Annotated in this window: 25 protein-coding genes; 21 read left to right on the top strand and 4 right to left on the bottom strand. The window is 69.1% G+C overall.

Annotated features, from left to right (window positions below; all coding sequences use genetic code 11):
- Nucleotides 1-146 precede the first annotated feature (146 nt).
- From ACFYRU_RS36245 to ftsZ, 10 genes are all read left to right on the top strand, one after another.
- The gene (locus ACFYRU_RS36245) at nucleotides 147-2,105 is read left to right on the top strand and encodes a penicillin-binding transpeptidase domain-containing protein (RefSeq protein WP_387667593.1); all 1,959 of its coding nucleotides are present in this window, start codon (nucleotides 147-149) and stop codon (nucleotides 2,103-2,105) included.
- Between the two features lie 47 nt (nucleotides 2,106-2,152).
- Entirely contained in the window at nucleotides 2,153-3,679 is a 1,527-nt protein-coding gene (locus ACFYRU_RS36240; protein WP_387667591.1) for a UDP-N-acetylmuramoyl-L-alanyl-D-glutamate--2,6-diaminopimelate ligase, read from the top strand.
- Entirely contained in the window at nucleotides 3,676-5,067 is a 1,392-nt protein-coding gene (gene murF, locus ACFYRU_RS36235; protein WP_387667589.1) for a UDP-N-acetylmuramoyl-tripeptide--D-alanyl-D-alanine ligase, read from the top strand. Before ACFYRU_RS36240 ends, murF begins: the two co-directional genes overlap by 4 nt.
- Nucleotides 5,064-6,131: a phospho-N-acetylmuramoyl-pentapeptide-transferase gene (gene mraY / locus ACFYRU_RS36230; RefSeq protein WP_387667587.1), complete on the top strand. Its 1,068-nt coding sequence runs from the start codon at nucleotides 5,064-5,066 to the stop codon at nucleotides 6,129-6,131. Before murF ends, mraY begins: the two co-directional genes overlap by 4 nt.
- The gene (gene murD, locus ACFYRU_RS36225; RefSeq protein WP_387667585.1) at nucleotides 6,128-7,561 is read left to right on the top strand and encodes a UDP-N-acetylmuramoyl-L-alanine--D-glutamate ligase; all 1,434 of its coding nucleotides are present in this window, start codon (nucleotides 6,128-6,130) and stop codon (nucleotides 7,559-7,561) included. Before mraY ends, murD begins: the two co-directional genes overlap by 4 nt.
- Before the next feature lie 4 nt (nucleotides 7,562-7,565).
- Nucleotides 7,566-8,816, top strand: coding sequence for a putative lipid II flippase FtsW (ftsW, locus tag ACFYRU_RS36220; protein ID WP_387667582.1), 1,251 nt, complete (start codon nucleotides 7,566-7,568; stop codon nucleotides 8,814-8,816).
- Between the two features lie 22 nt (nucleotides 8,817-8,838).
- Nucleotides 8,839-9,927, top strand: coding sequence for an undecaprenyldiphospho-muramoylpentapeptide beta-N-acetylglucosaminyltransferase (murG, locus tag ACFYRU_RS36215; RefSeq protein ID WP_387667579.1), 1,089 nt, complete (start codon nucleotides 8,839-8,841; stop codon nucleotides 9,925-9,927).
- Nucleotides 9,924-11,396 carry a UDP-N-acetylmuramate--L-alanine ligase gene (gene murC, locus ACFYRU_RS36210; RefSeq protein WP_387667576.1) on the top strand — a complete coding sequence of 491 codons (1,473 nt, stop codon included), beginning with the start codon at nucleotides 9,924-9,926 and terminating at the stop codon, nucleotides 11,394-11,396. The genes murG and murC overlap by 4 nt, the downstream gene beginning before the upstream one ends.
- An 18-nt stretch (nucleotides 11,397-11,414) precedes the next feature.
- Nucleotides 11,415-12,155, top strand: coding sequence for a cell division protein FtsQ/DivIB (locus ACFYRU_RS36205; RefSeq protein WP_387667574.1), 741 nt, complete (start codon nucleotides 11,415-11,417; stop codon nucleotides 12,153-12,155).
- A gap of 159 nt (nucleotides 12,156-12,314) precedes the next feature.
- Nucleotides 12,315-13,871, top strand: a complete 1,557-nt coding sequence (gene ftsZ / locus ACFYRU_RS36200) for a cell division protein FtsZ (protein WP_387667572.1) — start codon at nucleotides 12,315-12,317, stop codon at nucleotides 13,869-13,871.
- On the opposite strand, the gene ACFYRU_RS36195 is transcribed toward ftsZ, so the two are convergent.
- Nucleotides 13,864-14,370: an ArsR/SmtB family transcription factor gene (locus tag ACFYRU_RS36195; protein ID WP_387667570.1), complete on the bottom strand. Its 507-nt coding sequence runs from the start codon at nucleotides 14,368-14,370 to the stop codon at nucleotides 13,864-13,866. The genes ftsZ and ACFYRU_RS36195 overlap by 8 nt on opposite strands.
- Nucleotides 14,371-14,426: 56 nt before the next feature.
- Between ACFYRU_RS36195 and ACFYRU_RS36190 the strand changes: the two genes are divergently transcribed.
- From ACFYRU_RS36190 to ACFYRU_RS36165, 6 genes are all read left to right on the top strand, one after another.
- Complete coding sequence (locus ACFYRU_RS36190) at nucleotides 14,427-15,422, top strand: S41 family peptidase (RefSeq protein WP_387667567.1); 996 nt, start codon at nucleotides 14,427-14,429, stop codon at nucleotides 15,420-15,422.
- A gap of 9 nt (nucleotides 15,423-15,431) precedes the next feature.
- Complete coding sequence (gene pgeF, locus ACFYRU_RS36185; RefSeq protein WP_387667566.1) at nucleotides 15,432-16,160, top strand: peptidoglycan editing factor PgeF; 729 nt, start codon at nucleotides 15,432-15,434, stop codon at nucleotides 16,158-16,160.
- A complete protein-coding gene (locus ACFYRU_RS36180; protein WP_387667563.1) occupies nucleotides 16,157-16,870 on the top strand; it encodes a YggS family pyridoxal phosphate-dependent enzyme in 714 nt (237 codons plus the stop codon). The genes pgeF and ACFYRU_RS36180 overlap by 4 nt, the downstream gene beginning before the upstream one ends.
- Before the next feature lie 68 nt (nucleotides 16,871-16,938).
- Nucleotides 16,939-17,514, top strand: coding sequence for a cell division protein SepF (locus ACFYRU_RS36175; protein ID WP_387667560.1), 576 nt, complete (start codon nucleotides 16,939-16,941; stop codon nucleotides 17,512-17,514).
- 50 nt (nucleotides 17,515-17,564) lie between these two features.
- Nucleotides 17,565-17,870 carry a YggT family protein gene (locus ACFYRU_RS36170; RefSeq protein WP_387667558.1) on the top strand — a complete coding sequence of 102 codons (306 nt, stop codon included), beginning with the start codon at nucleotides 17,565-17,567 and terminating at the stop codon, nucleotides 17,868-17,870.
- A gap of 134 nt (nucleotides 17,871-18,004) precedes the next feature.
- Nucleotides 18,005-18,757: a DivIVA domain-containing protein gene (locus ACFYRU_RS36165; RefSeq protein WP_387667556.1), complete on the top strand. Its 753-nt coding sequence runs from the start codon at nucleotides 18,005-18,007 to the stop codon at nucleotides 18,755-18,757.
- A gap of 110 nt (nucleotides 18,758-18,867) precedes the next feature.
- Here ACFYRU_RS36165 and ACFYRU_RS36160 read toward each other — a convergent pair whose 3' ends face one another.
- Nucleotides 18,868-19,323: a pyridoxamine 5'-phosphate oxidase family protein gene (locus tag ACFYRU_RS36160; RefSeq protein WP_387667554.1), complete on the bottom strand. Its 456-nt coding sequence runs from the start codon at nucleotides 19,321-19,323 to the stop codon at nucleotides 18,868-18,870.
- Nucleotides 19,324-19,342: 19 nt separating this feature from the next.
- On the opposite strand from ACFYRU_RS36160, the gene ACFYRU_RS36155 reads away from it, so the two are divergent.
- The gene (locus tag ACFYRU_RS36155) at nucleotides 19,343-19,804 is read left to right on the top strand and encodes a MarR family winged helix-turn-helix transcriptional regulator (protein WP_387667550.1); all 462 of its coding nucleotides are present in this window, start codon (nucleotides 19,343-19,345) and stop codon (nucleotides 19,802-19,804) included.
- Here the strand turns inward: ACFYRU_RS36155 and ileS are convergent.
- The gene (ileS, locus tag ACFYRU_RS36150; RefSeq protein WP_387667548.1) at nucleotides 19,801-22,941 is read right to left on the bottom strand and encodes an isoleucine--tRNA ligase; all 3,141 of its coding nucleotides are present in this window, start codon (nucleotides 22,939-22,941) and stop codon (nucleotides 19,801-19,803) included. The two genes, ACFYRU_RS36155 and ileS, sit on opposite strands and share 4 nt — an antisense overlap.
- A 277-nt stretch (nucleotides 22,942-23,218) precedes the next feature.
- Here ileS and ACFYRU_RS36145 point away from each other — a divergent pair, with 277 nt between their 5' ends.
- The 4 genes from ACFYRU_RS36145 (at nucleotide 23,219) to ACFYRU_RS36130 (ending at nucleotide 26,070) form a co-directional block, all read left to right on the top strand.
- Entirely contained in the window at nucleotides 23,219-23,494 is a 276-nt protein-coding gene (locus ACFYRU_RS36145; RefSeq protein WP_387667546.1) for a DUF167 domain-containing protein, read from the top strand.
- A 424-nt stretch (nucleotides 23,495-23,918) separates the two neighbouring features.
- Nucleotides 23,919-24,374: a TraR/DksA family transcriptional regulator gene (locus tag ACFYRU_RS36140; protein ID WP_387667543.1), complete on the top strand. Its 456-nt coding sequence runs from the start codon at nucleotides 23,919-23,921 to the stop codon at nucleotides 24,372-24,374.
- Complete coding sequence (gene lspA / locus ACFYRU_RS36135) at nucleotides 24,347-25,147, top strand: signal peptidase II (protein ID WP_387667540.1); 801 nt, start codon at nucleotides 24,347-24,349, stop codon at nucleotides 25,145-25,147. Before ACFYRU_RS36140 ends, lspA begins: the two co-directional genes overlap by 28 nt.
- A 14-nt stretch (nucleotides 25,148-25,161) precedes the next feature.
- Complete coding sequence (locus tag ACFYRU_RS36130) at nucleotides 25,162-26,070, top strand: RluA family pseudouridine synthase (protein WP_387668503.1); 909 nt, start codon at nucleotides 25,162-25,164, stop codon at nucleotides 26,068-26,070.
- Nucleotides 26,071-26,074: 4 nt separating this feature from the next.
- On the opposite strand, the gene ACFYRU_RS36125 is transcribed toward ACFYRU_RS36130, so the two are convergent.
- Nucleotides 26,075-26,896: a class I SAM-dependent methyltransferase gene (locus tag ACFYRU_RS36125; protein WP_387667538.1), complete on the bottom strand. Its 822-nt coding sequence runs from the start codon at nucleotides 26,894-26,896 to the stop codon at nucleotides 26,075-26,077.
- Between the last annotated feature and the right edge of the window lie 38 nt (nucleotides 26,897-26,934).

Here is a 26,934-nt window from a genome sequence, read left to right as displayed (position 1 = left end):
CACCCCGCAAGGCCCAGCCCCGTCGTCCACCCGCTACGGACAGTACCCGCGCAACCCCCCCACGCCCCGAATCCACCCGAGACCGCCTCCTCCGCAAAGCGCGTGAGGAACAGGAGCGCGCAAGCGGGGCCGCGGCGCCGCGCCCGGTGAAGAAGGCTGCTGCCAAGCGACCGTCGAGCAGTACGCCGACCGCTCGTAAGCAGGCACCTGCGAAGAAGAGCGCTGCGAAGCGGCCGGTGAAGAAGGCGGCTGGGAAGAAGCGGCCGCCGCAGAACAGGCCTAGGCCTCGGCCCAAGAAGCGGCGGGTCAGGAAGGCGCCGCGGATGCTGCGGTTGGGGCGGCCGGCGTTGCGGTTGCGGTTGACGTTCGGGGTGATGGCGTTCGTACTGTCGCTGTTCGCCGGGCGGCTCGTACTGCTGCAGGGCGTGGACCCGGACAGCTACGCCGCCGCGGCGACCAAGGAGAACGCCCGCTCGTACACCCTGCACGCGGACCGCGGCACCATCGAGGACCGCAACGGCGTAGAGCTCGCGGTCACCGAGGACGCCGTCGCGATCACCGCGGACCCGCAGCAGACGAAGCCGGTCGCGCAGCAGCTGGCCGCGATCCTCGCACCGAAGCTCCCGGGTACGACGACGGCGAAGCTGATCGCGGCGCTGTCCGGCACCGGCCGGTTCGCGTACGTCGCGCACCAGGTGAGCCCGACGACGTGGAGCGCGATCCAGGCCGACATCAAGGCCGCGAACATCCCGATCGCCGCGCAGAACAAGGGCAAGCCGAAGGAGCAGCTGCTCCCGCTGCTGACCGGGCTGTACACCGAGGAAGACCCGATCCGCAGCCACCCGAACGGCAGTATCGCCGCGACCCTGGTCGGCGTCACCGGTGCCGACGGCAAGGGTCTGTCCGGGCTCGAGTACGGCCTGAACGACAAGCTGTCCGGAGTCAACGGCAAGGCGGTCTACGAGGTAGATGCCCGCGGCAACCAGATCCCGAACGCGAACCACACCGTGCAGGAGCCGAAGCCCGGCGTCGGCGTCCAGCTGACCCTGGACACCGACCTGCAGTTCTTCGCCGAGAAGCGGATCCAGCAGGCGGTTCAGCAGTACAAGGCGAGCGCCGGCACGGTCGTGGTGATGGACGTGAAGACCGGCGAACTGCTCGCACTGGCGAACTACCCGTCGTTCGACCCGAACAAGCCGTACACGTCGAAGGACCTGAACAACCCGGCCCTCGAGCGCAGCTTCGAGCCCGGCAGCGTGCAGAAGGTCGTCACGATGGCCGCACTCGCCGACGCCGGGAAGATCAACCTGAACACCAAGCTGCAGGTTCCCGGCAGCATCGACGTGCAGCGCCGGATCATCAAGGACCACTGGGCGCACGACAAGATGAACCTGACCATCTCCGGCGTGATCGCGAAGTCGTCGAACGTCGGCACGATCATGGCCGCGCAGCGGATGCCGATCGCGCAGTTCGTGAAGTACCTGCACGACTTCGGCTTCGGCGAGCCGACCGGGCTGAACTTCCCGGGCGAGACGAACGGCCGGCTGGCGCCCGGCGACGAGTGGCCGGAGATCACCCGCTCGAACGTCGCGTTCGGCCAGGGCCTGTCGGTGAACGCGGTCCAGGAGGCCGCCGCGGTGAACGCGGTCGCGAACGGCGGCGTGTACGAGCCGCCGAAGCTGATCCGGAACTACATCCAGGCCGACGGCACGCTGACGCCGAACCAGTCCGCACCGGCCCGCCGGGTGGTGAGCGAGCAGGCTGCCAAGGAGGTCACCACGATGATGGAGTCGGTGACCGCGAAGAAGGGCACCGCGCCGCAGGCCGCGATCGACGGCTACCTGGTGGCCGGCAAGACCGGTACCGCGCAGCAGGTCGTCCCCGGCACCGGCAAGTACGGCAACTGGGCGACTTCTTTCGCCGGATTCGCCCCGGCCGACAACCCGCGGTTCGTGACGTACGTCGTACTCCACGATCCCCAGGGTGCCCGGGGTGGAGGCCTGCAAGGAGGACCGGTGTTCCGAGACGTGATGAGCTACGCGCTGCAGAAGTACGTCGTACCGCCGACGGGGGCGGCGCAGCCGAACATTCCGCTGACGTGGTGACGGGCCAGGTAGGAGTCATGGGGTCCGGAGCGGTAGCCTCAGGGCCCGTGTCCACCCCTACCGCCGCCGGCGGCGCGGTCGCAGCGATCAGGCCACGGCACGTCGTGCCTGTGAGCCTCGCGGACCTCGCGAACGTCGCCCATGTCGAGCTCCCGGCACCGTCGCCGGTGAGCGTGACCGGCGTGTCCCTCGACTCGCGTTCCATCCTTCCCGGTGACCTGTACGCCGCGCTGCCCGGTGCGGTCACGCACGGCGCGGAGTTCGTCGCGAAAGCCCAGCAGGCGGGCGCGGTCGCCGTACTGACCGACCCGGCCGGTGCCGAACGGGCCGAGGCCACCGGGCTCCCGGTGCTGGTCGTCGACAAGCCGCGCAGTGTGCTCGGCGCGGTCGCCTCCCGGATCTACGGTGAGCCGACGAGCGAGCTGCGGCTGCTCGGGGTGACCGGGACGAACGGCAAGACCACGACCAGCTTCCTGCTGGACTCGGTGCTGCGGGAGCTCGGTCCGACGGCGCTGATCGGCACGATTCAAACGCGCGTTGGGGACGAGGTCGTGAAGAGCGTCCGGACCACACCGGAGGCCACTGACCTGCAGGCCCTGTTCGCGGTGATGCGCGAGCGGGCCGTCGCGTGGTGCGCGATGGAGGTGTCGAGCCACGCGCTGGCGCTGGGCCGCGTCGACGGCGCCCGGTTCGCGGTCGCGGGCTTCCTGAACCTGACGCAGGACCACCTGGACTTCCACAAGACGTTCGAGGAGTACTTCCAGGCGAAGGCCTCGTTGTTCACCCCGGAGCGCTGCGATGTCGCCGTGGTGACGATCGACGACGAGTACGGCCGGCGCCTGGCCGCGCAGACCGTCGTACCGCTGGTCACCGTGTCGACGAAGGGTGACGCCGACTGGACGGTCGCGCACCGGCACCGCTCCGAGCACGGCACTACGGTGCTCGATATCCAAGGGCCCGGGGAGACGCTGACGGTCGAGATCGGGCTGCCAGGTGACTTCAACATCGCCAACGCGCTGCTCGCGACCGCGATGCTGCGGCAGCTCGACGTACCCGCCGAGGCGATCGCGGCCGGGCTGCGGACCGCGAGCGTGCCGGGGCGGATGGAGACGTTCACCCGCGAGGACGGGCTGGCGGTCGTTGTGGACTACGCGCACACGCCCGACGCGGTGGCCCTTGCGCTGAAGGCCGCGCGGACCGCGACGAAGGGCCGGTTGTTCGCAGTCGTGGGCTGCGGCGGCGACCGCGACCCGTGGAAGCGGCCCGCGATGGGCGCCGAGGCGGCGAAGGCCGCGGACGTCGTGATCGTCACCGACGACAACCCGCGCAGCGAGGACCCGGCCGCCATCCGCGCGGCCGCGATCGCCGGCGCGCGGGACGCCGTACCGGACGTGGATCTGCACGAGATCGGTGACCGGCGGCGGGCGATCGCGGCCGCGATCGAGCTGGCCGGACCGGGCGACACCGTCGTCGTGCTCGGCAAGGGACATGAGACAGGCCAGGACGTCGGCGGCGTGATCCACTCGTTCGACGACCGCGAAACCGTGCGTGAGCTGTTGGAGGCAGACCGGTGATCCCTGTCAGTTGCGGCGAGATCGCCGAGGCCGTCCGCGGCGACCTCGTGGGCGCCGAGCCCACGGCTGTCGTCGACGGCCCGGTGGTGATCGACTCCCGAGCCGCCGGACCGGGTGGGCTGTTCGTCGCCGTGCTCGGTGAGCGCGTCGACGGTCACGACTTCGTCGGTACGGCGACCGCGGCGGGCGTCACCGTCTCGCTGACCACGCGGCCGGTCGAGGGCCGCCCGTGCATCGTGGTCGACGACACGCAGCGCGCGCTCGGCGACCTGGCCAGGCACGTGATCGCCAAGCTGCCGGACCTGACCGTGATCGGCCTGACCGGTTCGACCGGGAAGACCAGTGCGAAGGACCTGATCGGCCAGCTGGTCCGTCCGTACGGCGAGACCGTGGCGCCGGAAGGGTCGTTCAACAACGAGCTCGGGCATCCGTTGACCGCGCTGCAGGCGACCACGGCGACGAAGTACCTGGTCGCCGAGATGGGCGCGCGGCACACCGGCGACATCCGGTTCCTGAGCGGGATCACCCCGCCGAAGGTCGGCCTGGTGCTGAACGTCGGCACGTCGCACATCGGCGAGTTCGGGTCCCAGGACAACATCGCGATCGCCAAGGGCGAGCTGATCGAGGCTGTGCGGCCGGGCGGTACGGCGGTACTGAACGCCGACGACCACCGGGTGGCGGCGATGCGGAGCCGTACGCACGAGAAGGTTCTGACCTTCGGCGAGGCGCCCGAGGCCGATGTCCGGGCGACCGACGTGAAGCTCGACGGCGAAGGCCGGCCCGCGTTCACGTTGCACGTCGGCGGTTTCAGCGGCAACGTCCAGCTGCAGCTGATCGGCGAGCACCACGTCTCGAACGCACTCGCCGCCGCAGCCGTCGCACTGGCGGTCGGACTGACGCCCGAGCAGATCGCCGACGGGCTGAACGCCGCGCAACGGGTGTCGGCCGCGCGGATGGAGCTGACCGAGCGCGCGGACGGCGTGACGATCATCAACGACGCGTTCAACGCGAACCCGGACTCGACCCGCGCGGCGCTGAAGTCGCTGGTCGCGATCGGCCGGTCCCGCGGCGCGCGGACCTGGGCGGTGCTCGGCGAGATGCTCGAACTCGGCGACACCTCGCAGGAGGCGCACGACGCGATCGGCCGGCTGGCCGTCCGGCTGGACGTGAACCGGCTGGTCGTGGTCGGCGCGGGCGCGAAACCGATCCACCTCGGCGCCTCGCTGGAGGGCTCGTGGGGCAACGAGTCCGTGTTCGTGGAGACCATTCCCGAGGCGCTGGAGCTGCTCCGCGGCGAGCTGCGCGCGGGTGACGTCGTACTGGTGAAGTCCTCGAAGGCGGCGAAGCTGCGCAGCCTCGCCGACGCCCTGCTGGAGGAACAGCAGTGATCTCGATCCTGTTCGGCGGTGCCGTCTCGATGGTGCTGACCCTGCTCGGGACCCGGTACGCGATCAAGTGGCTGGCCCGCCGCGGCTACGGCCAGGAGATCCGTGACGACGGTCTGCAGTCGCACATGATCAAGCGCGGTACGCCGACCATGGGCGGCACGGTCTTCATCGTCGCGACGATCGTCGGGTACTTCGCGGCGAAGCTGTTCACGATGCAGCCGCCGACCGCATCGGCGATCCTGGTGCTGTTCCTGTTCGCCGGGATGGGCACGGTCGGCTTCCTGGACGACTTCATCAAGATCTTCCGGCAGCGCAGCCTCGGCCTGCGCAGCAAGGCGAAACTGGCCGGCCAGACGCTGGTCGCGGTGATCTTCGCGGTGCTCGCGCTGCAGTTCCCGGACGACCGCGGGCAGCGGCCGGCGTCACCGTTCATCTCGTTCATCCGGGACATCGGCTGGCTCCAGCTGCCGGCGATCCTGGTGATCATCTGGATCCTGCTGCTGATCGCCGGCATGTCCAACGGCGTGAACCTCGCCGACGGTCTGGACGGTCTGGCGACCGGCGCGTCGATGATGGTGTTCGGCGCGTACACGCTGATCTGCATCTGGCAGTTCAACCAGAGCTGCGCGACCGAGCGCGGCGTCGGCGCCAAGTGTTACGAAGTACGCGATCCACGCGACCTGGCCGTGGTCGCGGCCTGTCTGACCGGGGCGCTGTTCGGGTTCCTGTGGTGGAACGCGTCGCCGGCGAAGATCTTCATGGGCGACACCGGTTCGCTGTCGCTCGGTGGCGCACTGGCCGGCATGGCGGTGATGACGCGCACGGAGTTGCTCGTACTGCTGCTCGGCGGCCTGTTCGTGCTGATCACCGCGTCGGTCATCCTGCAGGTGGGCTACTTCAAACTGACGCACGGCAAACGGTTGTTCCGGATGGCGCCACTGCATCACCACTTCGAGATGCTCGGCTGGGAACAGGTGAACGTGGTGATCCGGTTCTGGATCATCCAGGGCCTGTGCGTCGTGATCGGACTCGGGGTCTTCTACGCGGAATGGGTCACGGGATGACGCTGACGACACGGACCGACGACGGCTGGGACACGACGCGGTTCGTCGTTCTCGGCTTCGGTACGGCGGGCTACGCCTGTGCTGACTCGCTGTTGCAGGCCGGCGCGGAGCACCTCGTCGTACTCGACGACCGCGACAACGAGGCGTTGCGCGAGAAGGCACAGATCCTCGAGACGCTAGGCGCGACGATCACGCTCGGTCCGGGCAGTACGCAGGAACTCCCGAAGGACGTCGACGTCGTCGTGACGTCGCCCGGCGTACCGCCGCACGCACCGCTGCTTGCTCAGGCGGCCGAGCGGGACGTACCGATCTGGAGCGAGATCGAGCTCGCCTGGCGACTGCGCGACCCGGCGCACGCGGCACCGTGGCTCTGCATCACCGGCACCAACGGCAAGACCACGACCGTGCAGATGCTGACCGCGATGCTGCAGGCGGCCGGAAACCGGGCCGTTGCCGCGGGCAACGTCGGGCTGCCGCTGCTGGAAGCCGTCATGGACCCCGAGCCGTACGACGTGATCGCGGTCGAGCTGTCCAGCTACCAACTGCACTTCACGCATTCGCTGTCGGCGCATTCGGCCGCCGTGCTGAACATCGCGCCGGACCACGTCGACTGGCACGGTTCGCTCGACGCGTACGCCGCGGCGAAGGGCAAGATCTTCGAGAACTGCCAGGTCGCGTGCGTGTACAACGTCGCCGACCCGGCCACCGAGCACCTGGTCGAGGAGGCCGACGTGATCGAGGGCTGCCGCGCGATCGGCTTCACCCTCGGTACGCCCGGACTGTCGATGCTCGGCATCGTCGACGACCTGCTCGTCGACCGCGCGTTCATCGAGCAGCGGTCGACGTCGGCACTCGAACTGGCCACGATCAACGACGTCAACCCGCCCGCGCCGCACAACGTCGCGAACGCGCTGGCCGCGGCCGCACTGGCCCGTTCGTTCGGCGTACCGGCGAACGCGGTGCGCGATGCGCTGCGCGGGTTCCACCCGGACAAGCACCGGATCGCACACGTCGCGGACGTTGCCGGAGTCAACTATGTCGACGACTCGAAGGCCACCAACCCGCACGCCGCGCAGGCCTCGTTGCTCGCGTACGAGCACGTGGTCTGGATCGCCGGCGGTCAGGCCAAGGGCGCGACGTTCGACGACCTCGTGATCGCAGCTCGCGAACGGCTGCGGGCCGTCGTACTGCTCGGCCAGGACAAGGCCGTGATCGCCGAAGCTCTGCAGCGACACGCACCGGATGTCCCGAGGATCGTCGTCGAGTCAACGGACACTGGTGCTATGGAGATCGTGGTGGGGGAGGCGGCGAAGCTGGCACAGGTGGGGGACACCGTGCTGCTCGCACCTGGCTGCGCGTCCTGGGACATGTTCGCCAACTACGGAGCGCGCGGCGACGCCTTCGCCGCAGCCGTACGCCGACTGGGGTGATCGCGTGACGTCGGTCGCAGATCAGCCGGACCAGAAGAAGCAGACCACCGAGCGCCCGTGGATCGCCGCGATCCGGGACGTGCTGGACCGGCCGCTGACGTCGTACCACATCGTGCTCGGCGCGACCGGCCTGCTGCTGGTGCTCGGCCTGATGATGGTGCTGTCGGCGTCCAGCGTGCTGTCATTCCGCGCGTACGGCAGCAGCTACACGATCTTCACCCGGCAGCTGATCTGGGTCGTCGTCGGTCTCCCGATGGCGTACGTCGCCTCCCGGATGACGCCGCGGCACTTCCGGATGCTCGCGTACGTCGCGCTGCTCGGCTCCACGTTCCTGCTGGTGCTGACGTTCATCCCGGGCCTCGGCGTCGGCGTGAACGGCAACACCAACTGGCTGCGCCTCGGCGGGCCGCTGCAGATCCAGCCGAGCGAGTTCGCGAAGCTCGCGATGGTGATGTGGTGCGCGGATCTGTACGCCCGCAAGGAGAAGCTGCTCACCCAGTGGAAGCACCTGCTGGTGCCGATGGTCCCGGTCTGCGGTCTGGTGATCGCGCTCGTCGTCGGCCAGCACGACCTTGGTACGGCGCTGGTCCTGATGGCCGTGATGATCGGCATGATCTGGGTCGTCGGCGCGCCGACCCGGTTGTTCGTCGGCACGATCGGCGTGGTCGGACTCGTCGCGGCGTACTTCGTCAACGCGGAGCGCTACCGGATGCAGCGGGTGACGTCGTTCCTCGACCCGTTCGGTGACCCGTCCGGCGTCGGCTGGCAGGCGTACCACTCGTTCTACGCGCTCTCGACCGGCGGCTGGTGGGGCGTCGGGATCGGCAACAGCCGGCAGAAGTGGGGCAACCTGCCCGAGGCGCACACCGACTTCATCTTCTCGGTGATCGGCGAGGAACTCGGCCTGGTCGGGTCGCTGACCGTGATCGCGCTGTTCCTGCTGCTCGCCTACGCCGGGGTGCGGATCGCGACCCGGAACACCCAGCCGTTCGTCCGTTATGCGGCCGCGGGGATCACCGTCTGGATCATGGCGCAGACCGTGGTCAACCTCGGTGCGGTGATCGGACTGCTACCCATCGTGGGTATCCCGCTCCCGCTTTTGTCGTACGGTGGTTCCGCACTGCTGCCGACGCTGATCGCGATCGGCATGCTGCTGTCCTTCGCGAAGGCCGAGCCCGGCGCGCAGGCCGCCCTGAAAGAAACCCGGCGTCCTCGTTTCGGCTGGTTGTCCTCGCGACGTATGTCGTACAAATGAAACCGCGGGAGCGTTGAAAGCTGTGCCCAGCATCGTTCTGGCCGGTGGCGGTAGCGCCGGTCACACCTCACCCCTGATCGCCACGGCGGACGCGCTGCGCCGGATCGACCCCACCATCGAGATCGTCGCGCTCGGCACCGAGCGCGGCCTGGAGACGCGGGTGATCCCGGAGGCCGGGTACCGGCTGGAGCTGATCCCGCCGGTGCCGCTGCCGCGCAAGCCCACGCCCGCGCTGTTCGCCGTACCTGGCAAGATGCTCGCCTCGGTGAGCGCCGCCCGCAAGGTGCTCGACGAGGCCAAGGCGGACGTGCTGGTCGGCTTCGGCGGCTACGTGTCGACCCCGGCGTACGTCGCTGCCTGGCGGCGCAAGACGCCGATCGTGGTGCACGAGGGCAACGCGGTGCCGGGGATCGCGAACAAGTTCGCCGCCAGGTACTGCACCGAGAACGTGAAGACCTCGTTCCCCGGATCCGACCTGCCGCACGCCGAGTACGTCGGGCTGCCGATCCGGCGGGCGATCTCGACGCTGGACCGGGCCGCGCTGCGCGCCGAGGCGCGGCGGTTCTTCGGTCTCGACCCGGACGCGCCGACGCTGTTCGTGACCGGTGGTTCACAGGGCGCGCAGCGGATCAACGAGTCCGTCTCGGGCGCGGCCGCGGACCTGCAGGCGGCCGGTATCCAGGTGCTGCACGCGATCGGCCCGAAGAACACCCTCGAGGTCCCGCAGACCGGCCCGCTGCCGTACGTCGTGCTGAACTACGTGGACCGGATGGACCTGGCGTACGCCGCCGCCGACCTGGTCGTCTGCCGCTCCGGCGCGAACACGGTCACCGAGGTGTCCGGTGTCGGCCTGCCGGCCATCTACGTCCCGCTGCCGATCGGTAACGGTGAGCAGCGGCTGAACGCGAAGCCGGTCGTCGACGTCGGCGGCGGCATCCTGATCGACAACGCCGACCTGACCGTCGACTGGGTCCGCGCCAACGTGCCGCAACTTCTGCTCGACCGCGCGCGTCTCACAGCCATGTCCACAGCAGCGACCGGTGTGATCCGGACCGACGCCGACGAGCGATTGGCGCGGATCATCCTGGATGTGGTGAGGTCTGCTTCGTGATCGTCACCGCTCCTGACACGCTGTTACCGGCCGAGAAGCTGGGCAGGGTGCACTTCGTAGGTATCGGCGGCGCCGGCATGTCCGGCATCGCCCGGATCATGGCGTCCCGCGGCATCGAGGTGTCCGGCTCCGACGCCAAGGACGGCAAGGTGCTGGCCGCGCTCCGTGCGCTCGGCGCCACCTGCTGGGTCGGCCACGCGGCCGAGCACGTCAAGGACGCCGACACCGTCGTGGTGTCGACCGCGATCCGGGAGACCAACCCCGAGGTGGTCGCCGCCCGCGCGGCCGGGATCCCGATCCTGCCCCGGGCCGCCGCGCTCGCGTCGGTGATGGTCGGCCGCCGGACGCTCGCCGTCGCCGGTACGCACGGCAAGACCACGACCACGTCGATGCTGACGGTCGCGCTGCAGCACTGCGGCGCCGACCCGTCGTACGCGATCGGTGGGAACCTCAACGAGTCCGGGTCGAACGCCCACGACGGCACCGGCGACCTGTTCGTCGCCGAGGCGGACGAGTCGGACAAGTCGTTCCTGACCTACTCGCCCGAGGTGTCGATCGTCACGTCGGTCGAGCCGGACCATCTGGACAACTACGGCGACGAGGCCAGCTACCGCAAGGCGTTCGAGGAGTTCTGCGCGCGGGTGCTGCCGGGCGGGTTCATGGTGATCTGCCACGACGACGCCGGCGCCCGCAAGCTGGCGGCGTACGCGAAGGAACGCGACATCGACGTACGGACCTACGGCGAGTCCGAAGACGCCGACCTGCGGGTCACCGAGATCACCGCGACCGGGGCGACCCAGTCGTTCGTACCCGTGTACCACGGCCGGCGGCTCCCGCTGGTCCAGTTGCAGCAGGCGGGCAAGCACAACGCGCTGAACGCGTCCGCCGCGTTGACGGTCGGGCTGGGGCTCGGGTTCTCGGCGGCCGATCTGGCCGAGGGGTTGGCGTCCTTCACCGGTACCGGGCGGCGGTTCGAGTTCAAGGGTCTCGAGGACGGCGTCCGGGTCTTCGACTCGTACGCACACCACCCGACGGAGCTGGCCGTCGACCTGACCGCGGCTCGCCAGGTGGCGGGGGAGGGCCGCGTGATCGCGTGCTTCCAGCCGCACCTGTTCAGCCGCACGCGGATCTTCGCGACCGAGTTCTCCGACGCGCTGGCACTGGCCGACGAGGTCGTGGTGATGGACGTCTTCGCGGCCCGCGAGGACCCGGAGCCGGGCGTGACCGGAGCCCTGATCGCGAACCACGTTCCGCTGAAGCCCGACCAGGTCCGGTTCGAGCCGTCCTGGTCCGCGGTACCGCAGCTGGTCGCGGACCTCGCCGAGCCGGGCGACCTGGTCGTCACGCTCGGGGCCGGCGACGTGACGCTGATCGGTCCGGAAGTCGTTGGATTGCTGGCCGAACGCGCCAGTGCTCGCGAATCGGCCCGCGAGCCTGCCGAGGCAACGGCTGTTGCTGTGGTGGAGTAATTGGGTGGGGTTTGTTGAATGAGCCAGAGCGTCGATCTGGCTCGGGCACAGCAGCGGTTCGCGCGCCGGCAACGGCTGGTGCGCTGGCGTAGCTGGCTGCCCTGGGCCGTCGGCGGCGGGCTGGTCGTGCTGGCCGGCCTGGTCGTCTGGCTGTTCTACTTCTCGTCCGCGTTCGCGGTCTCCGGGGTCCGGATCAGCGGTGCCGACACGGTGCCGGTGGCAACGATCGAGCAGACCGCGGCCGCACCGCTCGGGACCCCGCTGGCGAAGGTGGATCTGCGCGCGATCGCGGACCGGGTGCGGACCATCCCGGCGGTCGCGGACGCGCAGGTGACCCGGGCCTGGCCGCGCAAGATCGTGATCGTGGTCACCGAACGGGTCCCGGTCGTGGTGGTCACCGACGGCACGCGGTTCGAGCTGGTCGACGCGACCGGTACGTCGTACCGCACGGTCCCGGACCGGCCGGCCGGACTGCCGGAGGCGAAGGTGACCGGGGTACGGCGCGACGTCACGATCCATTCGGTGGTGACGGTTTCGGCCGCGCTGCCGGACACCCTGCGGACCCAGGTCGGGACGATCTCGGCGACCTCGCCGGACTCGATCACGCTCAACCTGAGTTCGGGTGTGAAGGTGGTTTGGGGCAGTTCCGATGACAGCGAGCGCAAGGCCGGGGTACTGAGCGTGCTGATGAAGCGCGACGCCAAGGTCTACGACGTGTCGGCGCCCGATCTCCCTGTGACCAAAGGGGAAAAGCGGTGACAGGTCACATGACGGGACGTGCGGCGAGGCGCGTGGACTTTGCCCGGAAGCCTCACGTAGCGTTCCGCGTAATCTAAAGTTGACATAAGTCTAAGCATCCACTTGAGGTTCAGTCTTTTCGCTGGACAACGGGAAACGAACGAGGCGAGAGGCGCGGACGTGGCGGCACCGCAGAACTACCTGGCACTCATCAAGGTCGTCGGCATCGGCGGAGGCGGCGTGAACGCCGTCAACCGGATGATCGAGCACGGTCTGAAGGGCGTTGAGTTCATCGCCATCAACACCGACGCCCAGGCGTTGCTGATGAGCGACGCGGACGTCAAGCTCGACATCGGCCGCGAGGAGACCCGCGGCCTGGGCGCCGGGGCGAACCCGGCGATCGGGCAGAAGGCCGCGGAGGACCACGCCGAGGAGATCGAGGAGGCGCTCAAGGGCGCCGACATGGTCTTCGTCACCGCCGGCGAGGGCGGCGGCACCGGCACCGGCGGCGCGCCCGTGGTGGCGCGGATCGCCCGGTCGCTGGGCGCGCTGACCATCGGTGTGGTGACCCGGCCGTTCTCGTTCGAGGGCAAGCGCCGCGCCACCCAGGCCGAGGACGGCATCAGCACCCTCCGCGAGGAGGTGGACACGCTGATCGTCATCCCGAACGACCGGCTGCTGACCATCTCCGACCGCGCCGTGTCCGTGCTGGACGCGTTCAAGCAGGCCGACCAGGTGCTGCTGCAGGGTGTTTCCGGTATCACCGACCTGATCACCACCCCGGGTCTGATCAACGTGGACTTCGCGGACGTCAAGGCGGTCATGTCGAACGCCGGCTCCGCGCTGATGGGAATCGGCTCGTCCCGCGGCGAGGACCGCGCGGTTGCGGCCGCCGAGGCGGCCATCTCGTCTCCGTTGCTGGAGGCAAGTATCGAGGGTGCGCACGGCGTGCTGCTGTCGATCGCGGGCGGGTCCGACCTGGGCCTGTTCGAGATCAACGAGGCCGCGCAACTGGTGTCGGAGTCCGCACACTCGGACGCGAACATCATCTTCGGTGCGGTGATCGACGACGCCCTCGGCGACGAGGTCCGGGTCACGGTGATCGCGGCCGGCTTCGACGGCGGCATGCCCAAGCGCCGCGAACAGGCCATGAACCAGGCCCGCCCGCAGTCCTCCCGCCCGGCGCCGCAGTCGTACTCCCAGCCGATGACGGTCTCCAACCCGACCCAAACCCCACCGCCCCCCGCGAACCAGCAGGCCGGCCAGCCGCAACAACCGGCCCAGTCCGGCTTCGCCCAGCCGGCCCCGGGCTCACCCGGCTCCACCCAGCCGGCCGGCACCGGCACGCCGGCCGGGGGCCAGCCAGGCACCAACCCAACCCAAGCCTCCCAGGGCTACGCGGGCTCATCTCAAGCAGTCCCGGGCCAACAGAACGCCCAGCCTCAGGCGGCACCTTCGTCCCCCCAGCCGACCGACGACACCGTCCCGGTCCCGGCCCCGACCGAGCCCCGCACCGGCACCACCAACTCCGCCCGCCCCCAAGAAGGCGTGCGTACGGTGCAGAACGGCCAGCAGTCGGCTCAGCCTGCCCCGCACACCCCGGCCTCCCCGTCGACCCAGCACTCCTGGCCGACCCACGGCCCGAGCAACGCAACCGGTACGGCACCCGCGAGCCAGCCGAAGCCGAAGAAGCCGGAGCCCGAGGAAGACCTCGACATCCCCGACTTCCTCAAGTAGTACTGCGCGGCCGGTAGACCGAGACCACCACGCCGTACCGGGCCTCGTCCGGCCCGGCGTCGGTGAGTCCGTCGACCAGCCGGCTCAGGGTCTCGCCGAGTTCGGCCGCCTGAGCCGCGGTCAGCCGCAGGTTCCGCACGGTGAACAGCGGGTCGTTGTCGGCCGTTTCCAGGTCGGCCGCGACCGCCTGCAGCGCAACGGTGTTGTTCGCCCGCGCGCCCTCACCGGAGAAGCCGAACCGCCGTACGGACCGTTTGTAGTACTGCTCGGTCCCACCGCGCACCTGTCGTGTCTCGGCGACATGCACCATTCCGGCATCGCGTAGCACGCCCAGGTGATGCGCGACGTTGCCCTTGGCCGTCCCCAGCGCAGCGGCCAGCTGGCTGATCGTCGCGGCCTCCTGCCCGAGCGCGAACAGCAGCCGGTGCCGCAGCGGGTGCCCGAGCGCCTTGAACTGGGCGGCGCTCGACACTTCCAGGTGATCCACGATCTCGGCCATGACTAAAGCGTCGAGAATTCTTGACGCTTTGTCAATCGAGATGGTCTACTCCCGGCATGGAAACCGAAGAGATCAGGTCCGTCCTCGGCCGGCTGGGGGCATTGGTCGGCGAGCACTACGTCTTCCCCGACGTCGGCGCCGAGGTCGCGGACCGCTTGGCGGCAGCGGTCGCCGCCGGCCGGTACGACGAGCTCCGGACCCCGGCGGAACTGGCCGAGCGCGTCACGGCAGACCTGCAGCTCGGCAACGACGACAAGCACCTGCGGCTGATCTTCCGCCGCGACGGACTGCCGGACGAGACCGACCCGGTGGCGGAGGAAGCACACTGGCGCCGCCGGGCCGCGCTGGACGCCGGCGGGATGGCCCGTGTCGAAAGGCTCGACGGCAACATCGGCCTGCTGGAGATCCGTCCGCTGCTGTATTCGCCCGAACACGCCGCCGCCGCGGTCACCGCCGCACTCGCACTGCTGACGTCGACCGACGCCATGATCCTCGACCTGCGTCGTTGCCTCGGCGGATCGCCCGACCAGGTCGCGTTCCTCTGCAGCTACCTGCTCGACTCCGACGAGCCGATTCATCTGCAGGACCTGGTCACCCCGGCCGACGGGACGACGCGGCAGTTCTGGACGGCGCCGTACGTTCCCGGTCCGCGGTTCGCCAAGGCCAAGCCGATCTGGGTGCTGACCAGTACGGCGACGTTCTCCGGCGGCGAGGAACTCGCGTACAACCTGCAGCAGTTCGGGCGGGCAACGATCGTGGGCGAGCGGACCGGCGGTGGTGCGCACCCGCGTCGCGGCTTCAAGCTGCACGAGCAGCTCGAGGCCTCGGTCCCGGTGGCGCGTTCGGTCAACCAGGTCTCCGGGACGAACTGGGAGGGGGTCGGCGTCGTTCCCGATCTCGAGCTTCCGGCCGAGCAGGCGTTCGCGGCTGCGTACCGCCGGGCGGCGGAGCACGTGGTCGGGCTGCCCGCGGACTCCGAGCGGAACAGTGTGACCGACGAGGCGCGGACGGTACTGGGTCCGCTAGCTGTGGCTGTGGGTGCGGCTGGATAACCTTCAGTCGTGTTCGGCTACGACGAGGTCCACTCCGCTGCCCGGCTCGCGTTCACCGATCGCTTCGGCGGCGCCAGCAAAGCGCCGTACGGCGAACTCAACCTGGGCAGCGCGTCCGGCCCGGACGCCGACGGTGTGATCGCCAACTTCCGGTTGATCGCCGACGAGTTCGGTGTACCGGCGGACCACGTGGTGCGGGTCAGCCAGGTCCACGGCCGCGACGTGCACGTGGTCCGGCCTGGCGACGTACTGCCGGCCCAGCCGATGCCGAAGGCCGACGGTCTGGTCACGACCCGGTCCGACGTCGTACTCGCCGTTCGCGCGGCCGACTGCCTGCCGGTCCTGCTGTACGGCGACGGGGTTATCGGCGCCGCGCACTCCGGCCGCAAGGGCATGTACGTCGGCATCGTCCCGGCGACCGTCGACGCCATGCGGGAACTCGGTGCCACGAACATCACCGCGGTGCTCGGCCCGTACGCGTGCGGCAAGTGCTACGAGGTACCGGACGAGATGCGGGCCGAGGTCGCGGCACAGGTACCGGCGTCGTATTCCGAGACGAGCTGGGGTACGCCGGCGATCGACGTCGCCGCCGGCGTGCGGGCGCAACTGGCCGAGCGCGGCGTCGAGGTCGTCGACGCCACCGCGTGCACGATCGAGTCCGGGAACCTGTACTCGTACCGCCGCGAAGGTCCCGAGAGCGGCCGGATGGCCGGGCTGATCAAGCTGGTCTCGGCATGACCGATCGCGCCGAGGAGCTGCGGGCGAACCTGGAGCAGGTGCAGGAGCGGATCCAGAAGGCCTGTCAGGCGGCCGGGAGGGACCGCGACGAGGTGACCCTCGTGGCGATCACCAAAACCTTCCCAGTCAGCGACGTACGGGCGCTGGCGGACCTCGGGGTCACCGACGTCGGCGAGAACCGCGAGCAGGAGCTCAAGGTGAAGGCGCCGGACTGCCCGGACCTCAGCTGGCACTTCGTGGGACAACTGCAGTCGAAGAAGTCACGCTCGGTCGTGAAGTACGCGTCGGTCGTGCACTCCGTCGACAGGCCGTCACTCGTCGAGGCGTTGTCGAAGGCGGCCGTCGCGGAGGAGAAGTCGTTGCGCTGCCTCATCCAGGTCAGCCTCGCGACGTACGGGTCCGCGGACGCGGCCACCGGCGCGGGCCGTGGTGGTGCCGAGCCGTCCGGCGTACTCGAGCTCGCCGCGGCGATCGCGGCCGCGGACGGGTTGGAGGTCGGGGGCGTGATGGCGGTCGCGCCACTCGGTTCGGATCCGGAGGAAGCTTTCGCGGGACTGCGCGACGTAGCCTCACGGCTACGTTCCGAACACCCTGGCGCGGACTGGATCTCGGCCGGGATGACCGGCGATCTGGAGGCGGCGATCAAGCAGGGTGCGACACACGTTCGGCTCGGGCGCGCATTACTCGGTACGCGGTCTCCACTGGGTTAGTGTCGACACCGAGCGGATTGCTTCCTGCTCACTGTTGTCGTCGAACCGGATCGAGGTGCTGAGGGGCCATGAGCGGCGCACTGCGCAAGATGGGTGTGTACCTCGGCTTGGTCGAGGACGGGGAGCGCTACAACGCCCGCTACGACGACACCTACGACGACGAGTACGACGACGACTACGACGAAGCCGTCGACGGGGACTCCCATGAGACCGAGCCGGTACCCGCCGGCCGGGAGAGCCGCGAAGCTCGCGAGCACCGCGACGAGCGCCAGGACCGTTTGGACCGGACGGAGCACGGCGGCGGCGCGACGGTCAGCAAGTTCCCAGACCGGCGCGGGGTCGCGCCGTCCCCGGAGGTTACCGAGTTGGCCCGCATCACCACCGTGCACCCGCGTAGCTACAACGAGGCGCGCGTCATCGGTGAGCACTTCCGTGACGGCACGCCCGTCATCATGAACCTGACCGAGATGGACCACGCCGACGCGAAGCGGCTGGTCGACTTCGCCGCCGGCCTGATCTTCTGCTGCCGGGGCTCGATCGAGCGGATCACCACCAAGGTGTTCCTGGTCTGCCCGCCGAACGTCACGGTCGCCGCCGAGGAGAAGGAGAAGATCGCCGCGGACGGGTTCTACAACCAGAGCTGACGCTCTGGTTCGCGACCTGGCTTTCGGCGTCTTCTACACTCGTTCTCGACATGGATGCTCTAGCGCTCGTCCTCATCGTTCTCTACTGGGTGCTGCTCACCTTCTTCCTGGTGCTGGTGGCGCGGTTCGTGCTCGGCCTGATCGTGATGTTCGCGCCGCAGTGGCACCCGAAGGGGCCGCTGCTGCTGTTGTTCGAGCTGATCTACTCGATCACCGACCCGTTCCTGAAGCCGTTGCGGCGGATCCTGCCCCCGATCGGGGCCGGTGGCGTGCGGATCGACCTGTCCACCTTGATGCTGTTCGTCATCGTCTCGGTGGCGATGGCCATCAACTCGACGGCCCTTCGATCGTTGTGAGGGTGAGGGTCTTCAGGAGTGGGTAGGTAGAGCCCGGATTCCGTTCTAAGACAACGAAGCGATAACGTGATCTACTGAGTCGCCAAGGCGAGACCACGGGGACTCCGCCAAGACACAGACAAACGAGGTGAAAGATGCCGCTGACGCCGGATGACGTCCGCTCGAAGCAGTTCACGCCCGTCCGACTACGGGAGGGCTACGACGTCACAGAGGTCGACTCCTTCCTCGACGAGGTGGAAGCCGAGCTCGAGCGACTTCTCGCCGAGAACGAGGAGCTGCGGGCCAAGCTCGCGGCGGCCCAGCGCGCGGGCGCGGACCAGCAGCGGCCGGTCGACCAGACCGCCGCGCTGCCGCCGGTCGTGCAGCAGCCGAAGCCCCCGGTCGTGGTCGAGAAGCCCGAGGAGCCGAAGCCACCGGTGCCGGTTCCTGGTGCGGCCGCGGCGGCCGGCACGGTCGGCGACGCCTCCAGCTCCGCGGTGCGGCTGCTGGAGATGGCCACCAAGCACTCCGACGACCTGGTCCAGGAGGCGAAGGACACCGCCGACAAGATCATCGGCGAGGCCCGCGCCAAGGCGGAGCGCCTGGAGAACGAGGCGCGCGGCAAGGCCGACCGGATGACCGGTGAGGCCCGCGCCCGCGCCGAGAAGCTCGACGGCGAGATCGCCGAGCGGCGTGCGCAGATGCTCGGCACCCTGGAGAAGCAGAAGGGCCAGCTCGAGCGCACGATCGACGACCTGCACGCCTACGAGCGCGAGTACCGCAGCCGCCTGAAGACGTACTTCACCGAGCAGCTGAAGGCGCTCGGCAACGGCGACGACACGCTCAGCCCGCGGAACGGTTTCCGTCCCGAGGCGCGCGCCCAGGCGCACGGCGGTCACGGCGTCTGACAAACCCTCTGACAAGGGGCGGTGCTTTCCGGCGGCACCGCCTCTTCGTCATGTCTGGACCCATTTGACTGACGGTCCCGCATCGGTGACAACCAGTCAGTGTCAGCCAATCAGGGCCAGGCGGGAGCAGCCTTCCGGCCGCTGAGTGTCTCCACGTCACTCAGCCGCAACCGGTACGGCGTCAGTCTCAGCAGTGCGGGTGATTCCCCGGCCGGTCCCTCGGGGAACACACTCCAGAAGTCGTAGCCAAGCGGCGGGGGAGCGTCCCGGTACAGCTCCCACACCCGCTGCCGGGTCGCCACATCATCGACCCACTCGGCCGCGCAGTCCGCGACGGCCACCTCGTGACCGGGCTCCCAGTAGCTGCAGCTCAGATACGGGCTGTAAGCAACATGCCGCACCTTCAACGGCGTCGCCCGGGTGACGATCCACCCGGTGAGCTGGTCGCCGTTCTCCCAGATCGGGTGCAGGATCCGGCTCCGCGGCCGCTTGTCCGGCCCGACCGTCGCCACCGTGCACCAGACGATCCGGTGCGCGCGCTCCACGAACTCGTTTTGTACAACCATGGTTGTGTATTCTAGCGGCATGGAACTGGATCTGTCGCTGGCCTCGTTGTTCGCCGGCTGGGCACTGGCCGACGAGCTGCAACGGCGGATCGCCGCCGAGGGATTCGCGGACTCCCGGTTCGCGGACGGTGTGGTGTTCCAGCATCTGGTCGGTGGGCCGGTGACGATCGGCACACTCGCCGAGCAGCTCGGCGTGACACAGCAGGCCGCGTCGAAGACGGTCGCGGACCTGGAGAAGCGTGGCTATGTGCGCCGTCGCCCCGATCCCGAGGACGCCCGGGCCCGGCAGGTCGCGCTCACCGACCGCGGCGACGCGGTGATCGCTGCCGCCCGCAACCATCGCGCGGCGCTGGACTTGGAAATGCGTGCTGAGCTCGGGGATGCGCAGGTCGAGAGGACCCGGCAGTTGCTGCTGGATGTCATCGACCGGCTCGGCGCGAGCCCGGCATTGCGGGCTCGCGCCGTCCGGCCGCCTCGTTAGGCTTTGCTCAGCCAGTAGGTCAGTTGCAGGTCCTCTTCGGTGCCGGTGGCAACGTCCGGCTCCGACGGGGCCGACTGGTTCAGTTCGACGGCGAGGACCTCGCGGGCGATCTCGTCGGCGTGCTTGCCGAGGGCATCGGACAGTTCGGCGTCGGTCGAGGTCAGCCAGACCTTGATCCGGTCCGACACTTCGAGGCCGGCGTTCTTCCGGGCCTCCTGCAGCGTGCGGACCACCTCGCGCGCGAGACCGGCCTGCTTCAGCTCCGGCGTGACCTCGAGGTCGAGGGCAACGGTCTCGCCCTGCTCGTTGACCACCGACCAGCCTTCCTTCGGCCGCTCGGACACCAGTACCTCGGCCTCGCCGACCTCGACGTCCGTGCCGTCGACGAGGACGGTCGCCGTACCCGACTCCTTCAGCGCGGCGGCCAGTGCGCCGGCGTCCGCCGCCGCGATCGCGGCCGCGACCACCGGGGTCTGCTTGGCGAACCGCTTGCCGAGCTCGCGGAAGTTGCCCTTGGCCGAGAACTCGACCAGGTCCGCACCCGCCGAGGACAACGGCGCGACCGAGCCCACGTTCAGCTCGTCGGCGATCTCCTGCAGCAGTTCGGGGGACAGGTCCGCGATCGCGGCGGACCCGACCAGCGCGCGCGCCAGCGGCTGCCGGGTCTTCACCTTCGCCTCGGCGCGGGCCGACCGGCCGAGCTCCACGACCCGGCGGGCCATCGACACGTGCTGCGCGAGTACGTCGTCGATCAGCGTCTCGTCGTACGTCGGGAAGCTCGTCAGGTGTACGGACTCCGCGAGGCCGGGCGTGACCGGGCGGAACACGTCCTGCCACACCCGCTCGGTGACGAACGGCGTCAGCGGCGCCATCACCCGGGTGAGCACCTCGAGCGTCTCGTGCAGGGTCGCCAGCGCGCTCGCGTCACCGGACCAGAACCGGCGGCGGGAACGGCGGACGTACCAGTTCGAGAGCACGTCGACGAACGAGTTGATCAGCAGGCCGAGCCGCTGCGTGTCGAACGCGGCGTACGCCTCGTCGGTGTCGCGGACCAGCCGGTGCGTCTCGCTGACCAGCCAGCGGTCCAGTACGGATCGGTCCTCGACAGCCGGTGCGTCGGCAGGCGACCAGTCCGCGAGCCGCGCGTACAAGGCATGGAACGCGACCGTGTTCCAGTAGGTGAGCAGCACCTTCCGGACGATCTCGTTCAGTACGTTCGGCCCGATGCCGCGCGCCTTCCACGGCGACCCGGAGGCGGCCATGAACCAGCGCACCGCGTCCGCGCTGTGGTCGTCCATCAGCGGGATCGGCTCCAGGATGTTGCCGAGGTGCTTGGACATCTTCCGGCCGTCCTCGGCCAGGATGTGCCCGAGGCAGACGACGTTGCGGTACGACGACTCGTCGAACACCAGCGTGCCGATCGCCATCAGCGTGTAGAACCAGCCGCGGGTCTGGTCGATCGCCTCGGAGATGAAGTCCGCCGGGTAGGTCTGCGCGAACTTCTCCTCCGAGCCCTCGACCCACGGGTAGCCCCACTGCGCGAACGGCATCGAGCCCGAGTCGTACCAGGCGTCGATCACCTCCGGCACCCGGCGCGCCTCGGCGCCACAGGTCGGGCAGTCGAAGGTGATGTCGTCGACGTACGGCCGGTGCGGGTCGGAGCCGCTCAGGTCGCGGCCGGCCAGCTCCCCGAGCTCGGCCAGCGAGCCGACGCAGACCTGGTGGTCCTCGGCGCAACGCCAGATCGGCAGCGGCGTACCCCAGTAGCGGGAGCGGGACACGGCCCAGTCGATGTTGTTGCGCAGCCAGTCGCCGTACCGGCCCCACTTGACGGAGTCCGGGTACCAGTTGGTCTTCTCGTTCTCGCGGAGCAGCGCGTCCTTCACCTGGGTGGTGCGGATGTACCAGGAGGGGAGCGCGTAGTACATGACGGGGGTGTGGCAGCGCCAGCAGTGCGGGTACGGGTGCTCGTACGGCACGTGCTTGAACAGCAGGCCGCGGTCCTTGAGGTCCTTGACCAGCGTCTCGTCGGACTTCTTGAAGAACTGCCCGCCGACCAGCGGTACGTCGGTGTTGAAGTGACCGGTGGTGTCCACCGGGTTCACCACCGGCAGGTTGTACGCGCGGCCGACTGCGAGGTCGTCCGCACCGAACGCGGGGGACTGGTGGACCAGACCCGTGCCGTCCTCGGTGGTGACGTACTCCGCGAGCACGACGTAGTGCGCCGGCTCGTCGAACGGAACCAGCTCGAACGGACGCTGGTACGTCCACCGCTCCATGTCACGGCCGCCGTACTCGCCCGTGACCGTCCAGCCCTCACCGAGGCGGTCCAGCAGCGGCTTGGCCACCACGAGGGACTCGTTGCCGTCGGTGGCAACCACGTACTCGACGTCGGGGTGCACGGCGACGGCCGTGTTCGACACCAGGGTCCACGGGGTGGTCGTCCAGACCAGCAGCGAGGCCTTGCCCGCCAGCGGTCCGGAGGTCAGCGGGAAGCGGACGTAGACCGACGGGTCGACGACAGTCTCGTACCCCTGCGCGAGCTCGTGGTCGGACAGGCCGGTGCCACAGCGCGGGCAGTACGGCGTGATCCGGTAGTCCTCGACCAGCAGGCCCTTCTCGTGCACCTGCTTGAGCGACCACCAGACCGACTGGACGTACTCCGGGTCCATCGTCTTGTACGGGTGCTCGAGGTCGACCCAGTAGCCCATCCGGACCGTCAGCTCGTTGAACGCGTCCACGTGCCGCAGCACCGACTCGCGGCACTTCGCGTTGAACTCGGCGATCCCGTACGCCTCGATGTCCGGCTTGCCGTTGAAGCCGAGCTCCTTCTCGACGGCGACCTCGACCGGCAGACCGTGGCAGTCCCAGCCGGCCTTGCGCTCGACCCAGAAGCCCTTCATGGTCCGGTACCGCGGGAACACGTCCTTGAAGACGCGCGCCTCGATGTGGTGCGTACCGGGCATGCCGTTCGCGGTCGGCGGGCCTTCGTAGAACGTCCACGGCGTACCGCCGGCGGACTGCTCGAGGCTCTTCGCGAAGGTGTCGTGCTCGTCCCAGAGCGTGAGCACCTCCCGCTCCATCGCCGGGAAGTCGACCTGGGCGGGGACCTGCCGCCAGGGAGTGTTTGCCGCCATCTTTGTGCGTCCTTCGTCGCGTCCTGCCTGCTGGACGAGGGACGAAGTAGCCGGCTGAGCCGGTTACCGCGCGGTACCACCCTCCTTGGTGACCCGGAGTGCGGTCACCCACTTCCTTAACGAGACGCGGCCGGTTCTAATAGGTCCCTGCGGACTGTTCTTCCGGCGGCTCCGGGGTGATGGCCCCATCACTGCCTTGCGGTTCTCGGTCGTCAGTGTACGGCGTCGTACCAGGTGACTACGAATCGTTAAAGAGTGGTGCAGTAAGAATTCCGGTATGAGAATTCTGCTGCGGGTGAAGCCGGGCACCTCCAGGACAGCGGTCGGCGGCCGGTACGACGGACCGTCCGGACCGGCGTTGGTGGTCGCGGTGGCAGCCCGTGCGGTGGAAGGACAGGCGACGAAGGCTGTCCTGGACGCGGTCGCGGCGGAGTTCGGAGTGCGGCGGTCCGCAGTGCGGTTGGTGCGTGGTGCGACCAGCAGGGACAAGCTGGTCGAGGTGGAGGGGGAGGAGAACGACATCCGGGAACGGCTCGAGCGATTGCTGGCCTGACCTGGGAAGTGTTACGGACAGTGATGTCTGCAACACGCTTGTGATGTTCGGAACATCGAGCGGACTTGAAGAACCGACTACCTTATGTCCACGGTCTGCGCGTCAGGCTGGCACGTGGTGGGCACGTGTCCTACTGTCTTGCGACCAGTCCGCTCCAGTCTCCGACGAAGGCAGGGGGTAGCTGACCATGGCTACATCGGCACCCAAGAAGTCCGCCCCCCAACGCACAGCCGCGGCCAAGAAGAGTGCCGCCAAGAAGGCAGAGCCGGTTCAGAAGACAGCGGCTCGGAAAAGCCCGGCGAAGACCTCGCCGGCCAAGAAGACCTCCGCGGTGAAGAAGCCGGCAGCGACTTCACCGGCCACCGCGGCGAAAAGCACAGCGGCTAAGACCCCTGCCAAGAAAGCTCAGACGAAGAGGGTGGCCATGAAGACGAACGAGAACAGGACCCCGGCGACGGCGCCGGCCAAGTCCGCGGCACATACGGCCGAGAGCTTCAAGGTGAAGGACGGCGAGGATCCGTGGACCGCGGCCGAGCTCGCCGAGCTCCGCGCGGAGCTGGAGGGTGAGGTCGAGCACCTCAAGGAGGAGATCCGCGAGGCCGAGCAGGAGATCGTCGGGTTGTTCCGCGACGGCAGCGACGGCGCCGGCAACGACCAGGCGGACGTCGGTTCCACCACCCTGGAGCGGTACCACGAGCTGACGCTGGCGAACAACGCCCGCGACATGCTGAACCAGATCGAGTTCGCGCTGACCCGCATCGACGACGGCACGTACGGCGTCTGCGAGAACTGCGGCAACGCGATCGGCAAGGGTCGGTTGCAGGCATTCCCGCGTGCGACACTGTGTGTCTCATGCAAAGAACGCCAGGAACGCCGCTGAACGACCCCGCCCCGACGGGCACCGCAGCCACCCCTGAGCCGGCCGACCTCCCGTCGGCCGGTTCGCTGTCGTCCCCACCCACCGAACCGGTAGTAGTAGGCGCCCCGACCACAGCCGCAGCCGCCTCCAGCGGCGACTCTGCGGCGGAGGGTACCGGTGCAGCCGGAGGCGGGCGGGGTGACGCCGCGCTGGACAAACCTGCGGCTGGGCATGCGGGCTTGGGTGCCACCTCGTCTTCTGGGGCCGATGTCGCCGCCGACGGCGGCGAGGCCGGGGGTGGGCGGTCGTGGAAGTGGACCGTGGTGTTTGGTGGGGTTGGGTTGGTTGTGCTGTTTCTCGACCAGCTGACGAAGGCTCTGGCGTTGGCGCATCTGACGCCTGGGGAGCCGGTGAACGTGGTCGGGAGTTTGCTGAAGTTCAACCTGATCCGGAACTCGGGGGCGGCGTTCAGTCTCGGGGCCGGGTACACGCCGTACATCAGCGCGGTCCAGATCCTCGTCGCGGTCGGCGTGATCTACCTGTCCCGCAAGCTCGGTTCGGCGGGCTGGGCGGTCGCGTTCGGGCTGCTGTTCGGCGGCGCGGTCGGGAACATCCTGGACCGGATCTTCCGCGAGCCGTCGCCGTTCCACGGGCACGTGGTCGACTTCCTGCAGACGCCGCACTGGGCGATCTTCAACGTCGCGGACATGGCCGTGACCTCGGCCGCCGTACTGCTCGTGATCCAGACCCTGCGCGGCATCAAGCTCGACGGCACCCGGGAGCACCACAAGTGAGCTCACGGACCGTGATGGTCCCGGACGGTCTCGCGGGCGAACGGCTGGACGCGGCGCTGTCCCGGCTGTTCGGCGTCTCCCGGACCAAGGCGGCCGAGCTGATCGAGTCCGGCCTGGTCCAGGTGGACGGCGCACCGGCGCCGAAGTCGTCCCGGGTCGCGGCCGGTGTACTGCTCGACGTCGAGCTCCCCCCGCCGCCGTCCGAGGTGAGCGTCGTACCGGAGACGGTCGACAACCTGCGGATCGTGTACGACGACGACGAGATCGTGGTCGTCGACAAACCGGTCGGCGTCGCCGCGCATCCGTCGCCGGGCTGGACCGGTCCGACCGTGATCGGGCACCTGGCCGGCGCGGGGTTCAACATCTCCACCAGCGGCGCGGCCGAACGCAAGGGCATCGTGCACCGCCTCGACGTCGGTACGTCCGGGCTGATGGTGGTCGCGAAGACGGAGTACGCGTACACCGTCCTGAAGCGCGCCTTCAAGGAGCGCACCGTACGCAAGATCTACCACGCGCTCGTCCAGGGTCACCCGGACCCGTTCACCGGGACCGTCGACGCGCCGATCGACCGGCACCCGCACCACGACTACAAGTTCGGCGTGGTGGCCGGCGGCAAACCGAGCGTCACGCACTACGAGACCCTCGAGGCCTTCCGGTACGCGACGCTCCTCGAGATCACCCTCGAGACCGGGCGGACGCACCAGATCCGCGTGCACATGTCGGCCATCGGCCACCCGTGCTGCGGCGACCTGACGTACGGCGCCGACCCCGTCCTCGCCGAACGCCTCGGCCTGTCCCGCCAGTGGCTGCACGCGATGCGCCTCGGCTTCACCCACCCGGGCACGGGGGAGTACGTCGAGTTCACCTCGGAGTACCCCGACGACCTCGACCACGCCCTGGACCTCCTCGTCGACAGCCAGTGACGCGCTACCTCTCGTCCCTCGTTCCCTGGACGACGAGGTACTCGGCCGGTGCGCCGCTGACGTAGATCGAGACGAGCTTCGAACGCAGGGCGTCCCACTCGCCGCGCTGCTCGAGCATGCCGCGCAGCATCATCAACGGTCCGAAATACGTCGCAGTCCAGTCGACGGCTTCCTCCGGTGAGTCGAACGGTGCGAGTGGCACGGTTTCGCGGGCGAACTCAAGGGTCACCCCGGCCCCGGCGAACAGCTCGCGGACATGCGATTCGTCTCCCCACAACAGCGGCGGCTGGACGAACGGGGGAGCCGGCGGCGCGTAACTCCCGAGCATCCGGAAGAAGGTCCCCTGGAGTCCCTCCGGTGTCCAGCTCGTGCAACCGAAGCGGCCGCCGGGCCGGAGTACCCGGACCAGTTCGCGGGCGGCCACCGCGTGCCGGGGAGTGAACATCACGCCGAACGTCGACAGCACCACGTCGAAGCTCTCGTCCGCCCACGGCAGCTCCTCGGCGTCTCCTTCGACCCACTCCACCTCGACGCCGGCCTCGGCGGCGAGCGCCCGGCCGGCCGGGAACAACTCGGGCGTCAGGTCGACACCGACGACCTTGCCGCCGGCGGCGGCTGCCCGCAGTGCGGCGTTGCCCGTGCCACAGGCGACGTCCAGTACGTCTTCGCCACGGCCGATCCCGACGCGGCGCACGAGGCGCTCACCGACATCCCACAGCTGCATCTTTGCCACCGCGGGAAAGTCACCGGCAGCCCAGCTCGCTCGAGCGTGCTGCTTGAGCTCCGCCAGCCCGGGCAGCTCGCGTGTCGTCTCTTGTGTCGTCATGGTCGTCCTCTTTCCGGTTGGTTCCTGTTCCGTCAACG

It is taken from the genome of Kribbella sp. NPDC004536 (genome assembly GCF_042873835.1).
Classification (GTDB): domain Bacteria; phylum Actinomycetota; class Actinomycetes; order Propionibacteriales; family Kribbellaceae; genus Kribbella.
This window is presented reverse-complemented; position numbering and strand designations above follow the sequence as displayed.